The following is a 13,361-nucleotide window of genomic DNA, read 5'->3' on the forward strand; positions in this document are numbered from 1 at the left end:
GGCTCAACGTACGCGAAATTCTGGAGGGGCGTAAACAACATCGACCAGCAGAGCTGGCCGATGCGTGTAACGATCAGCCGTAATTAAACGACTGGAGCACGCCAGTCATCGGAACCCGAAGTACCGGATACTTCGTGGGTCCAGGTGATTTTGCGGTAGGTGAACTGCACTTCTTCCAGGTGGGTGAAGTGCGCGTTACCTGGATCCTGGCAGTTGTGCATTTTGTTGTTGATGGCGACGATGATCGCGTCTTCCAGTTTGGTGGTGTAGTAGTGCTCTTGGGTGCCTTGGGCCGAAGTGCGGTACCACTGGATAACGATTTCGCTCATGCGCTCGCCGGAAGTCAGTGCTGCTTGCAGCAGTGGCGAAGCCTTGTCGTAGACCTTGGTGATAACAACTGGCTTGTGAACGCGCTGACCGGTTGGCTGACCGGATTGCGGGTCACGCGGGATGATCACGTCGTGGGTGAAAGCCTGAACCATGACCTGGTCTTCGTGGCCTTCCTGGTAGGTGTTGCCAACGGAGTCGGCGGTGAAAGCGCCGGCAGTGATCAGGCCTTGTTTTTCGCCGGTAACCGACATGTACGCTGGTGTTGCCATGGGGTGCTCTCCTTGCGGATAAAGTTAGGGTGCCCGGAGGCGAAATCGCCCGGTGGGTGGCTGAGAGTTATCAAGGAGCGTGCCAGGTTTTGCGTGGTGCCCGGGTGGCGGAGGCGTCACGGTAGTCGATGATCACTCGGGGCGATTTTCAGCGGGAAAGTCGGGAGAAAGTGCGCAAGAAGTTGCGCAGTACTGCGCAACTTCTTGCGCACTTGGCTGCAGGGCTTGCGCCGCTTGGGCTACAGGGGATTTAGGCCCTGAAATATTACGACCAACTGCGCAACTTCTTGCGCAGTTGGGCATTTGCCGGGACCGAGGTGACTGCTTCGCGAGCAGGCTCGCTCCCCCAGGGACAGTGCTGCCAGCGAAAGCGTCTTATAAATGAAACACCGCGCTCGGCTATACTCCCCGCATTTCGATCAGGCACGAGGATTCACTGTGAAGAACTGGACGTTGCGCCAACGCATTTTGGCGAGCTTTGCGGTGATTATCGCCATCATGCTGTTGATGGTGGTGCTGTCCTACTCGCGGTTGTTGAAGATCGAGGCCAGTGAAAACAGCGTGCGCGACGATGCCATCCCCGGCGTCTATTACAGCTCGATGATTCGCGGCGCTTGGGTCGACAGTTATTTGCAGACCCAGGAGCTGCTCGGCCTCAAGGATGGCCAAGGCGTTTCCAGTGAAGACGCTGCCGACTACAAGGCGTTCGAGGCGCGTCTGCAAGAGCAGATGGCCAACTATCGCAAGACCATGGCCACCGATGAAGACCGTTCCGAATTCGCCCTGTTCGAGAAGTACCACGATACCTACATGCAGATTCAGGATGCCGTGCTGGACCTGCACAAGCGCAATCTGGAAGCCGATGCCATCAAGCTGTTCAACGAGAAGCTGACCCCGGCGTGGTACACCGGGCGCATGAAGCTCAACGACATCATTGGCGAGAACAAAGTTGTTGCCGATACCGCCATGGCCAACATCGACGACGCGGTGGCAACGGCCAAAGTCAGCATGGTCATTTCCCTGCTGGTCGCGGTGCTGGCCGCCGGCCTATGTGGTCTGCTGCTGATGCGCGCGATCATGGCGCCGATGAACCGCATCGTGACCATCCTCGACATCATGCGCACCGGTGATCTGAGTTCGCGCCTGAACCTTGATCGCAAGGACGAGTTCGGCGCAGTCGAAACCGGCTTCAACGACATGATGACCGAGCTGACGTCGCTGGTATCCCAAGCCCAGCGCTCCTCGGTGCAGGTGACCACCTCGGTGACCGAAATCGCTGCCACGTCCAAGCAGCAACAAGCCACCGCCACCGAAACCGCAGCGACCACCACCGAAATCGGCGCAACCTCTCGCGAAATCGCCGCGACCTCGCGGGATCTGGTGCGCACCATGACCGAAGTGTCCACCGCTGCCGATCAGGCCTCGGTACTCGCCGGCTCCGGCCAGCAAGGCCTGGCGCGCATGGAAGACACCATGCACTCGGTCATGGGCGCGGCGGATCTGGTCAACGCCAAACTGGCGATCCTCAACGAGAAGGCCGGCAACATCAATCAGGTGGTGGTGACCATCGTCAAGGTGGCCGACCAGACCAACCTGCTGTCGCTCAACGCGGCGATCGAAGCCGAGAAGGCCGGCGAGTACGGTCGCGGGTTTGCCGTAGTCGCCACCGAAGTCCGGCGTCTGGCCGATCAGACCGCCGTGGCCACCTACGACATCGAACAGATGGTTCGCGAGATCCAGTCGGCGGTGTCGGCCGGGGTGATGGGCATGGACAAGTTTTCCGAAGAAGTACGCCGCGGCATGTCGGAAGTGCAGCAGGTCGGCGAGCAGCTGTCGCAGATCATCCATCAGGTGCAGGCACTGGCGCCGCGCGTGCTGATGGTCAACGAAGGCATGCAGGCCCAGGCCACTGGCGCCGAGCAGATCAACCATGCGCTGGTGCAGCTGGGCGATGCCAGCAGCCAGACCGTCGAGTCGCTGCGTCAGGCCAGTTTCGCTATCGACGAACTGAGCCAGGTGGCCGTCGGCCTGCGCAGCGGCGTTTCGCGATTCAAGGTCTGATGAGCGAAATCATCGCCAAGCGTGGCGCCGCGCCAGTGGCGAAGCAGGCGCTGTTTCTGCTGTTTCGCATCGGCAGCGAGCGCTATGCTTTGCGCGCCACCGAAGTGGCCGAAGTGCTGCCGCGCCTGCCGTTGAAGCCGATTGCCCGGGCGCCGCACTGGGTGGCCGGGGTGTTCGCCTATCGCGGGGCGGTGGTGCCGGTGATCGATCTCAGCGCGCTGACTTTCGGCCGACCCGCCGAGGCGCGCACCAGCACGCGGCTGGTGCTGGTCAATTATCAGCCGGATCAAGCGCAAGCAGCGCAATGGCTCGGGCTGATTCTTGAGCAGGCCACCGACACGCTGCGCTGTCATCCGCAAGATTTCCAGCCCTACGGCCTCGATAACCGCGAGGCGCCGTACCTCGGCCCGGTGCGCGAAGATGCGCAGGGATTGCTGCAATGGGTGCGGGTCAATGACTTGCTCGATGACGCCGTGCGCAGCTTGCTGTTCCCCGATCCGCCGCGTGATCCGGCGCAGCTTGAGGCGCAGCCATGAGCAGTGAGCAGCGCTTTTTCGATTTCCTCAAGGAACGCATCGGCCTCGATGTCGCGTCGGTGGGCGCGGCGATCATCGAGCGTGCCGTGCGCCAGCGCACCACGTTGTCCCAAGCCGCCCACGCCGACGAATACTGGCAGCTGTTGCAAGGCTCGCGGGATGAACAGCAGGCGCTGATCGAAGCGGTGATCGTTCCGGAAACATGGTTTTTCCGTTACCCGGAATCCTTCGCCACCTTGGGCAAACTGGCCCGTCAGCGTCTCGCCGAGCTGAACAACATGCGCGCGTTGCGCATCCTCAGCCTGCCGTGCTCGACCGGCGAAGAACCCTATTCGATCGCCATGGCCCTGCTTGATGCCGGGCTCAAGCCGCATCAGTTCAAGGTCGACGGCATGGACATCAGCCCGTTGTCGGTGGACAAGGCGCGCCGTGCTGTTTACGGCAAGAATTCGTTTCGCGGGCAGGATCTGCAATTTCGCGATCGGCATTTCATGCCTGAGCAGGACGGCCACCGGGTCAACGAATACGTTCGCGAACAGGTGCGCTGGCAAGTCGGCAATGTCCTCGATCCGACACTGTTGGCGAGCGAGCCAGCCTTCGATTTCGTGTTCTGCCGCAACCTGCTGATCTACTTCGACCAGTCGACGCAAAAGCAGGTGTTCGAAGTGCTCAAGCGCCTGACCCATGTTGACGGCGTGCTGTTTATCGGCCCGGCGGAGGGCAGTCTGCTCGGGCGTTTGGGCATGCGCTCGATCGGCATCCCGCAGTCGTTCGCTTTCAGCCGTCATAGCGAGCCGCACCCCGAACCGCTGCCGACGCCCAAACCGGTCGCCGTGCCGGCCAGCCAACCAATGCGCAGCGCGCCGTCGCCAGCGCCAGTGCGCAATCGGCCGTTCGCTGCCGTGACGCCTTTGCCGGTGACGAAAAAAACTGCCAACCCCGACGCCGCGACGCTGCTGGCGCAAATCGCTGCACTGGCCAACGAAGGCAAAAGCGCCGAGGCCCGTGCCGCGTGCGAACACTATCTGCGCAGCCATGAGCCGGTGGCGCAGGTGTTCTACTGGCTCGGGCTGCTCAGCGATGTCGCCTGCCTGAGCCTCGAGGCCCAGGGTTTTTATCGCAAGGCCTTGTACCTCGAACCGCAACATCCCGAAGCGCTGATGCACCTGGCCGCGTTGCTGCAGGCTCAGGGCGACACGGCGGGTGCCCGACGATTGCAGGAGCGCGCCGCCCGCAGCGGGCGCACCGCCGACAGTGAGCGTAAACGATGAGCGCGTCCGACACCTTGAACGTCACCCACGAAGACGCCCGCGCCATCGACGATTGCTGGAACCGCATCGGCATTCATGGCGACAAGTCCTGCCCGTTGCTGGAAGAGCATATTCACTGCCGCAACTGCTCGGTGTATTCCGCCGCCGCCACACGCCTGCTCGACCGCTATTCGTTGCAGCAGGACCAGCGCGAAGCAGTGGTCAGCAAAGTCGAAATCGACGTCAAGACCCGCTCGCTGCTGATGTTTCGCCTCGGCGAGGAATGGCTCGGACTGGCCACGCGCACGCTTGTCGAAGTTGCGCCGTTGCAGGCGATACATTCGCTGCCGCACCAGCGCTCGCGGGCCTTGCTCGGCGTGGCCAATGTCCGTGGCGCGCTGGTCGCGTGCCTGTCGCTGGTGGAACTGCTCGACCTCGGCGCCAGCGTTGCGCCGGCCAGCGGCGGGCGAGTCATGCCGCGCATGCTGATCATCGCTGCCCATGGCGGGCCGGTGGTGGTGCCGGTGGACGAGGTCGACGGCATTCATGCCATCGACGAACGCATCCTCGATGCTGCTTCACAGTCCGGTGCGCAGGCCAGTGCCAAGTACACCCGTGGCGTTCTGCAATATCGCGGTCGCAGCCTGCGCTGGCTGGACGAAGAACAGCTGTTGTCCGCCGTGACCCGGAGCCTGACATGACCCCCGAGCAAATGCGCGACGCCTCTCTGCTCGAGCTGTTCAGCCTCGAAGCCGAAGCCCAGACCCATGTGCTCAGCGCCGGGCTGCTGGCGCTGGAGCGCAATCCGACCCAGGCCGATCAACTGGAGTCGTGCATGCGCGCGGCGCACTCGCTCAAAGGTGCGGCGCGGATCGTTGGTATCGACAGCGGCGTCAGCGTCGCCCACGTCATGGAAGATTGCCTGGTCAGCGCCCAGGAAGGCCGTTTGTTGCTGCGTCCCGAGCACATCGACGCGTTGTTGCAGGGCACCGACCTGCTGATGCGCATCGCCACGCCGGCCAATGCGCCGCAACCTGCTGACATTGAAGCCTACGTGACGCTGATGGGACGTTTGCTCGATCCGTCGGCGCCAGCCGCTGTGGTTGCCACGCCGCCGATGGCCGAGTTGTCGATCGAGCCAGCGCCAACAGCGACAGCGCCGATCATGGACGAGCCCGCCGAGCCGACTCCGCACAAAAACAAACGCACCACCGAGAGCGGCGAGCGCGTCTTGCGCGTTACCGCCGAGCGCCTGAACAGCCTGCTCGATCTGTCGAGCAAATCGCTGGTGGAAACCCAGCGTCTCAAGCCGCACCTGGCGACCATGCAGCGCCTCAAACGCATGCAGAACAACGGCCTGCGCGCACTGGAAAATCTCAATGTGCACCTGAAGGAGCATGCGCTGAGCCTGGAAGCGCTCGAGTCGCTGGAAGATGCGCGACGTTTGCTCGCCGAGTCGCAGCAACTGCTCAGCGAGAAAAACGCCGAACTCGACGAATTCGCCTGGCAGGCCAGTCAGCGCGCGCAAGTGCTCTATGACACCGCGCTGGCCTGTCGCATGCGCCCGTTCGCCGACGTGTTGAGCGGGCAGGCGCGCATGGTTCGCGACCTCGGTCGCAGCCTCGGCAAGCAGGTGCGCCTGGAGATCGAAGGCGAGAAAACCCAGGTCGATCGCGATGTGCTGGAAAAGCTCGAAGCGCCGCTGACTCATTTGCTGCGCAACGCCGTCGATCACGGCATCGAATCCCCGGAACAACGCCTGCTCAAGGGCAAGCCGGAAGAGGGCCTTATTCGCCTGCGCGCTTCCCATCAGGCCGGTTTGCTGGTGCTGGAATTGAGCGATGACGGCGGTGGCGTCGATCTGGAGAAAGTCCGCCGCAGCATCGTCGAACGGCAGTTATCCCCAGCCGAAACCGCAGCGCAATTGAGCGAAGAAGAACTGCTGACCTTCCTGTTTCTGCCGGGATTCAGCCTGCGCGACAAGGTTACCGAAGTGTCCGGGCGTGGCGTCGGCCTGGACGCTGTTCAGCATATGGTCCGCCAATTGCGCGGGGCCGTGGTGCTGGAGCAGACGGCGGGCGAGGGCAGCCGTTTCCATCTGGAGGTGCCGTTGACGCTTTCGGTGGTGCGCAGTCTGGTGGTGGAAGTCGGTGAAGAGGCTTACGCGTTCCCGCTGGCGCACATCGAACGCATGTGCGATCTGGCGCCGGAAGACATTGTGCAGGTCGAGGGGCGTCAGCATTTCTGGCACGAAGGCCAGCATGTCGGGCTGGTCGCGGCCAGCCAGTTGCTCAATCGCCCGGCCAGTCAGAACGATGGCGCTACCCTGAAAGTCGTGGTGATACGCGAGCGCGAGGCGATTTACGGGGTGGCGGTCGAGCGTTTCGTGGGTGAGCGCACGCTGGTGGTGTTGCCGCTGGACGAGCGTCTGGGCAAGGTTCAGGACATCTCCGCCGGGGCCTTGCTCGATGATGGTTCGGTGGTGCTGATCGTCGATGTCGAAGACATGCTGCGTTCGGTGGACAAACTGCTCAATACCGGGCGCCTGGAGCGCATTGCCCGCCACGGCAATCAAGCTGCCGAAGCGGCGCGCAAGCGAGTCTTGGTGGTCGACGATTCGCTGACCGTGCGCGAGCTGCAACGCAAACTGCTGCTCAATCGTGGCTACGACGTCGCGGTGGCGGTGGACGGCATGGACGGCTGGAATGCGCTGCGTTCGGAGAACTTCGATCTGCTGATCACCGACATCGACATGCCGCGCATGGACGGCATCGAGCTGGTCACGCTGCTGCGCCGCGACAACCGTCTGCAATCGCTGCCGGTGATGGTCGTGTCGTACAAGGATCGCGAAGAAGACCGCCGCCGTGGACTGGATGCCGGCGCCGACTATTATCTAGCCAAAGCCAGTTTTCATGACGACGCCCTGCTCGATGCAGTGGTCGAGCTCATCGGAGGAGCGCGGACATGAGGATCGCAATCGTCAACGACATGCCCCTGGCGGTGGAGGCTCTGCGCCGAGCGTTGGCCTTCGAGCCGGCGCATCAGGTGATCTGGGTCGCCAGCAACGGCGCCGAGGCGGTGCAACGCTGCGCCGAATACACCCCGGATCTGATTCTGATGGACCTGATCATGCCGATCATGGACGGCGTCGAAGCCACGCGGCGGATCATGGCCGAGACGCCGTGCGCGATTGTCATCGTTACCGTAGATCGTCAACAGAACGTGCACCGCGTGTTCGAGGCCATGGGCCACGGCGCGCTGGACGTGGTCGACACGCCGGCCATTGGCGCCGGCAATGCCCAGGAAGCGGCGGCGCCGTTGTTGCGCAAGATCCTCAACATCGGCTGGCTGATCGGCGACAAGGCGCCACGTGCGCGCCCGGCGCCGAGTTCGCCGCGCAGTTCGCCGTCACGTCAGCGGCTGGTGGCGATCGGTTCGTCTGCCGGTGGGCCGGCGGCGCTGGAAGTGTTGCTCAAAGGCCTGCCGAAGGATTTTCCCGCCGCGATCGTGCTGGTGCAGCATGTCGATCAGGTGTTCGCCGCCGGCATGGCCGAATGGCTGGCCAGCGCCAGCGGCCTCGATGTGCGTCTGGCCCGTGAAGGCGAGCCGCCGCAAAGTGGCGCGGTGCTGCTGGCCGGGACCAATCACCATATTCGCCTGTTGAAAAACGGCACGCTGGCCTACACCGCCGAACCGGTCAACGAGATCTATCGCCCCTCGATCGACGTGTTTTTCGAGAGCGTCGCCAGTTACTGGAACGGTGACGCCGTCGGGGTTTTATTGACCGGGATGGGGCGCGATGGCGCGCAAGGGCTTAAGCTCATGCGCCAGCAGGGTTATTTGACCATCGCCCAGGATCAGCACAGCAGTGCGGTGTACGGCATGCCCAAGGCTGCCGCGGCGATCGATGCCGCGGTGGAAATCCGCCCGCTGGAAAAGATAGCGCCACGATTGCTGGAGATTTTCCCCAAATGAACAGGTTGATCGGCAATCCAGGCCCCCGCAGTACTCAGGTGACCGCTCATGAATGATTTACAGATCGACGACATTAAAACCGACGAGAACGCCGCCATGGTGTTGTTGGTGGATGATCAGGCGATGATCGGCGAAGCGGTGCGCCGTGGGCTGTCGAATCAGGAAAACATCGACTTCCACTTCTGCTCCGACCCGCAGCAGGCCATCGCCCAGGCGGTGCGGATCAAGCCGACGGTGATCCTGCAGGATCTGGTGATGCCCGGCCTCGATGGCCTGAGCCTGGTGCGCGAATACCGCAATCATCCGGCGACCAAGGACATCCCGATCATCGTCCTCTCGACCAAGGAAGACCCGCTGATCAAGAGCGCGGCGTTTTCCGCTGGCGCCAACGACTATCTGGTGAAGCTGCCGGACACCATCGAACTGGTCGCGCGCATTCGCTACCACTCGCGTTCCTACATGACATTGCTGCAACGCGACGCCGCGTACCGTGCGTTGCGGGTCAGCCAGCAGCAGTTGCTCGACACCAATCTGGTGCTGCAACGGCTGATGAACTCCGATGGCCTGACCGGGCTGTCCAACCGTCGTCACTTTGACGAGTACCTGGAACTGGAGTGGCGCCGTTCGCTGCGCGATCAGACGCAGCTTTCACTGCTGATGATCGACGTCGATTACTTCAAGTCTTACAACGACAGTTTTGGCCACGTTGAAGGCGATGAAGCGTTGCGCAAGGTCGCCGCAGCCATCCGTGACGCCAGCTCGCGACCGTCGGATCTGCCGGCGCGTTACGGCGGCGAGGAGTTTGTGCTGGTGCTGCCGAACACCTCGCCGGGCGGCGCGCGGCTGTTGGCCGAAAAACTGCGCCAGACTGTGGCGGCGTTGAAGATTCCGCACAACACACCGGACGAGGGCTCCAGTCTGACCATCAGCATTGGTCTGGCGACCATGGTGCCCCAGGCGGGGAGTGACTGCCGGCTGCTGATTTCGGCGGCGGATCGCGGGTTGTATCTGGCCAAGAACAATGGGCGCAATCAGGTCGGGATCGAGTAACGGCCGATGCCCTCACCCCAGCCCTCTCCCGGAGGGAGAGGGGGCCGACCGAGGTGTCTCGGGCCAGACATCGACCTGAGAGATCGCAGCGATTGTGGATCTTCAGGCTTGGCGATCACGGATTCGGCGAAGCCATTCTATTTCGGCGTATGTTTCAAATATCCCCCGATCGGTCCCCTCTCCCTCCGGGAGAGGGCTAGGGTGAGGGCAGCAATCTCGGCCCATTCACCGCCAGACGGGCTGCCGCGACAGCCTGTTTACGTTATACTCGCCGGCTTTCAAAAGTTCGCCAACGAGTGCTGCCCGTCATGGAAATCAACCCGATCCTGAACACCATCAAGGACCTGTCCGAGCGCTCCGAAACTATTCGGGGGTATCTTTGACTACGATCAAAAGCATGAGCGTCTGACCGAGGTCAACCGCGAGCTTGAAGATCCGAGTGTCTGGAACAAACCTGAATACGCCCAGGAGCTGGGCCGCGAGCGTGCCGCGCTGGCGCAGATCGTCGACACCCTCGACGAACTGAACGGCGGTCTGGCCGATTGCCGCGACCTGCTGGACATGGCCGTCGAAGAGAACGACGAAGGCGCAGTGGGCGATGTCGTCGCCGAGCTGGCTCGTCTCGAGGAAAATCTGGCCAAGCTGGAATTCCGCCGCATGTTCAGCCATGAAATGGACCCGAACAACGCCTACCTGGACATCCAGGCCGGTTCCGGCGGTACCGAAGCGCAGGACTGGGCCAACATCCTGTTGCGCATGTACCTGCGCTGGGCCGACAAACGCGGTTTCGACGCGACCATCATGGAACTGTCCGCCGGTGAAGTCGCCGGGATCAAGGGCGCGACCGTGCACATCAAGGGCGAATACGCCTTTGGCTGGCTGCGTACCGAGATCGGCGTGCACCGTCTGGTGCGCAAGAGCCCGTTCGACTCCGGCAACCGTCGTCACACCTCGTTTTCCGCGGTTTTCGTCTCGCCAGAGATCGATGACAAGGTGGAAATCGAAATCAACCCGGCAGACCTGCGGATCGACACCTATCGTTCCTCCGGTGCCGGTGGTCAGCACGTAAACACCACCGACTCGGCCGTACGTATCACCCACGTACCGACCAACACCGTGGTCAGCTGCCAGAACGAGCGCTCCCAGCACGCCAACAAGGACACCGCGATGAAAATGCTGCGGGCCAAGTTGTACGAGCAGGAAATGCAGAAGCGCAATGCGGCCTCGCAGGCGCTGGAAGACACCAAGTCGGACATCGGCTGGGGTCACCAGATCCGCTCTTACGTGCTCGATGCCTCGCGGATCAAGGATCTGCGTACCAACATCGAACGCAGCGATTGCGACAAGGTGCTCGACGGCGACATCGACGAGTATCTGGAAGCCAGCCTGAAATCCGGCCTGTAACACCCTCTGTGGGAGCGGGCTCGCCCGCGATCCCCAGCCGAAGGCTGGGGGCAACGAACCTGATGGAATACTTAAAGACATGAGCGACCTACAACTCGACCCGCAAGCCCTGCAACAGGAAGAAAACTCCCTGATCGCCCTGCGCAAGGAAAAGCTTGCTGCCGAGCGCGCCAAGGGCAATGCCTTCCCGAACGACTTCCGCCGCGACAACTACTGCGATGCCTTGCAGAAACAGTACGCGGACAAGACCAAGGAAGAGCTGGCAGAGGCTGCAATCCCGGTCAAGGTTGCCGGTCGCATCATGCTCAACCGTGGCTCGTTCATGGTGATCCAGGACATGACCGGACGCATTCAGGTCTACGTCAACCGCAAGACGCTGTCCGAAGATACCCTGGCCGAGGTGAAAACCTGGGACATGGGCGACATCATTGCCGCCGAAGGCACCCTGGCGCGTTCCGGCAAGGGCGACCTGTACGTTGAAATGACCAACGTGCGCCTGCTGACCAAGTCGCTGCGCCCGCTGCCGGACAAGCACCACGGCCTGACCGACACCGAACAGCGCTACCGCCAGCGTTACGTCGACCTGATCGTCAACGAAGACGTGCGCCAGACCTTCCGCGTGCGTTCGCAAGTGATCGCGCACATCCGCAGCTTCCTGATGAAGCGCGACTTCCTCGAAGTCGAAACGCCGATGCTGCAGACCATTCCCGGCGGCGCCGCAGCCAAGCCGTTCGAAACTCACCACAACGCGCTGGACATGGAAATGTTCCTGCGTATCGCACCAGAGCTGTATCTGAAGCGTCTGGTGGTTGGCGGTTTTGAAAAGGTCTTCGAGATCAACCGCAACTTCCGTAACGAAGGCGTTTCGACTCGTCACAACCCTGAGTTCACCATGTTGGAGTTCTATCAGGCGTACGCCGATTACGAAGACAACATGGACCTGACCGAAGAACTGTTCCGCGAGCTGGCGCAGCTGGTACTGGGCAGCACCGACGTGCCGTACGGCGACAAGGTGTTCCACTTCGGCGAGCCGTTCGTGCGTCTGTCAGTGTTCGACTCGATCCTCAAGTACAACCCTGAGCTGACTGCCGATGATCTGAACGACATCGACAAGGCTCGCGCCATCGCCAAGAAGGCCGGCGCCAAGGTGCTGGGCTTCGAGGGGCTGGGCAAATTGCAGGTGATGATTTTCGAAGAACTGGTCGAGCACAAGCTGGAGCAGCCGCACTTCATCACTCAGTACCCGTTCGAAGTGTCGCCGCTGGCCCGTCGTAACGACGAGAACCCGAACGTCACCGACCGCTTCGAGCTGTTCATTGGTGGTCGTGAAATCGCCAACGCCTACTCCGAGTTGAACGACGCCGAAGACCAGGCCGAGCGCTTCATGGCGCAGGTGGCCGACAAGGACGCCGGCGACGACGAAGCCATGCACTACGACGCCGACTTCGTCCGTGCGCTGGAGTACGGCATGCCGCCAACCGCCGGCGAAGGTATCGGCATCGATCGTCTGGTGATGTTGCTCACCAACTCGCCGTCGATCCGCGATGTGATCCTGTTCCCGCACATGCGACCGCAAGCGTAAACGTTTCAGTTAAAAAGCCGCCTAAAACAGGCGGCTTTTTATTGCCTGTCTGGTACAAATGTATCAATTGGTTAATTTGGCATTAGTAGAGGAAGTGCTGTCGTGATGGGTGCATTAGCTCAAGAAGGTGCAGCGGGTATCGCCACTGCGGTCGCTGAAAGTGTTCAGTACCAGGGCCGCAAGGCCAGCCGACAGGGCAGTGAGCAGCGTCGCCAGGACATTCTCGACGCCGCGATGCGCATTGTCGTGCGCGACGGCGTGCGTGCCGTGCGCCATCGTGCGGTCGCGGCGGAGGCCGGCGTGCCGCTGTCGGCGACCACGTATTACTTCAAGGACATCGATGACCTGCTCACCGATACCTTCGCCCAATACGTTGAACGCAGCGCGGCGTACATGGCCAAGTTGTGGATCAATAACGAGGGTCTGTTGCGCGAAATGGTGGTCAGCGCCGACGGCAGCCCGGAGTCGCGCTCGCAACTGGCCGATGACATCGCGCGGCTGATGGCCGATTACGTGCACCGGCAATTGATCAATCGGCGCGAGCATCTGATGGCCGAGCAGGCGTTCCGCCAGGAAGCGCTGCTCAACCCGCGTCTGGCCATTCTGGTGCGCTCGCACCAGCAGATTCTGCTGCAGGGCACCTGCCAGTTGTTCCAGGTACTGGGCTCGCGTGAACCGCAGCAGGATGCCAAGGTGTTGACGGCGATTATCGGGCGGATGGAATATCAGGGCCTGCTCAACGACGCCGAGCCTCTGGCCGAAGAGGACATGCTCGGGATTCTGACGCGGTATATGCACCTGGTGCTGGCGTCGGTCTAGCGTTTCACGCTACACCTCGTGGGAGCGAGCCGTTGATGATCGCTCCCTCGCTCCGCGTGGGAATGCATCCTGTGACGCTCTGCGT

Annotated in this window: 11 protein-coding genes; 10 read left to right on the forward strand and 1 reads right to left on the reverse strand. The window is 62.0% G+C overall.

Features of this window, described 5'->3' with window-relative positions; all coding sequences use genetic code 11:
* Positions 1–83: 83 nt before the first annotated feature.
* Positions 84–599, reverse strand: a complete 516-nt coding sequence (locus J5M66_RS19855; RefSeq protein ID WP_007949952.1) for an Hcp family type VI secretion system effector — start codon at positions 597–599, stop codon at positions 84–86.
* Positions 600–1,037: 438 nt separating this feature from the next.
* Here J5M66_RS19855 and J5M66_RS19860 point away from each other — a divergent pair, with 438 nt between their 5' ends.
* The 10 genes from J5M66_RS19860 (at position 1,038) to J5M66_RS19905 (ending at position 13,276) form a co-directional block, all read left to right on the forward strand.
* Positions 1,038–2,660 (forward strand): methyl-accepting chemotaxis protein, encoded by a 1,623-nt coding sequence (locus tag J5M66_RS19860; RefSeq protein WP_024011735.1) that lies wholly within the window; start codon positions 1,038–1,040, stop codon positions 2,658–2,660.
* Positions 2,660–3,196: a chemotaxis protein CheW gene (locus J5M66_RS19865; protein WP_110600177.1), complete on the forward strand. Its 537-nt coding sequence runs from the start codon at positions 2,660–2,662 to the stop codon at positions 3,194–3,196. The genes J5M66_RS19860 and J5M66_RS19865 overlap by 1 nt, the downstream gene beginning before the upstream one ends.
* Positions 3,193–4,467: a CheR family methyltransferase gene (locus J5M66_RS19870; protein WP_207809031.1), complete on the forward strand. Its 1,275-nt coding sequence runs from the start codon at positions 3,193–3,195 to the stop codon at positions 4,465–4,467. The genes J5M66_RS19865 and J5M66_RS19870 overlap by 4 nt, the downstream gene beginning before the upstream one ends.
* Positions 4,464–5,147: a chemotaxis protein CheW gene (locus J5M66_RS19875; protein ID WP_110600173.1), complete on the forward strand. Its 684-nt coding sequence runs from the start codon at positions 4,464–4,466 to the stop codon at positions 5,145–5,147. Before J5M66_RS19870 ends, J5M66_RS19875 begins: the two co-directional genes overlap by 4 nt.
* A complete protein-coding gene (locus tag J5M66_RS19880) occupies positions 5,144–7,414 on the forward strand; it encodes a hybrid sensor histidine kinase/response regulator (RefSeq protein WP_207809029.1) in 2,271 nt (756 codons plus the stop codon). Before J5M66_RS19875 ends, J5M66_RS19880 begins: the two co-directional genes overlap by 4 nt.
* Entirely contained in the window at positions 7,411–8,421 is a 1,011-nt protein-coding gene (locus tag J5M66_RS19885; RefSeq protein WP_110600169.1) for a chemotaxis response regulator protein-glutamate methylesterase, read from the forward strand. The genes J5M66_RS19880 and J5M66_RS19885 overlap by 4 nt, the downstream gene beginning before the upstream one ends.
* A 48-nt stretch (positions 8,422–8,469) precedes the next feature.
* The gene (locus tag J5M66_RS19890) at positions 8,470–9,471 is read left to right on the forward strand and encodes a PleD family two-component system response regulator (protein WP_207809027.1); all 1,002 of its coding nucleotides are present in this window, start codon (positions 8,470–8,472) and stop codon (positions 9,469–9,471) included.
* Between the two features lie 308 nt (positions 9,472–9,779).
* Positions 9,780–10,875 (forward strand): peptide chain release factor 2 gene (gene prfB, locus J5M66_RS19895; RefSeq protein ID WP_099758102.1). Its coding sequence is split into 2 segments (ribosomal slippage): positions 9,780–9,851 and positions 9,853–10,875, totalling 1,095 coding nucleotides; the frame shifts between segments, so codons are not numbered across the junction.
* Positions 10,876–10,954: 79 nt separating this feature from the next.
* Positions 10,955–12,457, forward strand: coding sequence for a lysine--tRNA ligase (gene lysS / locus J5M66_RS19900; protein ID WP_207809025.1), 1,503 nt, complete (start codon positions 10,955–10,957; stop codon positions 12,455–12,457).
* 105 nt (positions 12,458–12,562) lie between these two features.
* Positions 12,563–13,276: a TetR family transcriptional regulator gene (locus J5M66_RS19905; protein WP_016771505.1), complete on the forward strand. Its 714-nt coding sequence runs from the start codon at positions 12,563–12,565 to the stop codon at positions 13,274–13,276.
* Positions 13,277–13,361 lie beyond the last annotated feature (85 nt).

The sequence above is a fragment of the Pseudomonas sp. 67(2021) genome, from assembly GCF_017491835.1.
Lineage (GTDB): Bacteria > Pseudomonadota > Gammaproteobacteria > Pseudomonadales > Pseudomonadaceae > Aquipseudomonas > Aquipseudomonas atacamensis.

What these genes read in the sequence shown, in the direction of transcription:
- J5M66_RS19855 (WP_007949952.1), bottom strand. Translation starts at nt 599, where the DNA reads ATGGCAACACCAGCGTACATGTCGGTTACCGGCGAAAAACAAGGCCTG.
- J5M66_RS19865 (WP_110600177.1), top strand. Translation starts at nt 2,660, where the DNA reads ATGAGCGAAATCATCGCCAAGCGTGGCGCCGCGCCAGTGGCGAAGCAG.
- J5M66_RS19870 (WP_207809031.1), top strand. Translation starts at nt 3,193, where the DNA reads ATGAGCAGTGAGCAGCGCTTTTTCGATTTCCTCAAGGAACGCATCGGC.
- J5M66_RS19875 (WP_110600173.1), top strand. Translation starts at nt 4,464, where the DNA reads ATGAGCGCGTCCGACACCTTGAACGTCACCCACGAAGACGCCCGCGCC.
- J5M66_RS19880 (WP_207809029.1), top strand. Translation starts at nt 5,144, where the DNA reads ATGACCCCCGAGCAAATGCGCGACGCCTCTCTGCTCGAGCTGTTCAGC.
- J5M66_RS19885 (WP_110600169.1), top strand. Translation starts at nt 7,411, where the DNA reads ATGAGGATCGCAATCGTCAACGACATGCCCCTGGCGGTGGAGGCTCTG.
- J5M66_RS19890 (WP_207809027.1), top strand. Translation starts at nt 8,470, where the DNA reads ATGAATGATTTACAGATCGACGACATTAAAACCGACGAGAACGCCGCC.
- lysS (WP_207809025.1), top strand. Translation starts at nt 10,955, where the DNA reads ATGAGCGACCTACAACTCGACCCGCAAGCCCTGCAACAGGAAGAAAAC.
- J5M66_RS19905 (WP_016771505.1), top strand. Translation starts at nt 12,563, where the DNA reads ATGGGTGCATTAGCTCAAGAAGGTGCAGCGGGTATCGCCACTGCGGTC.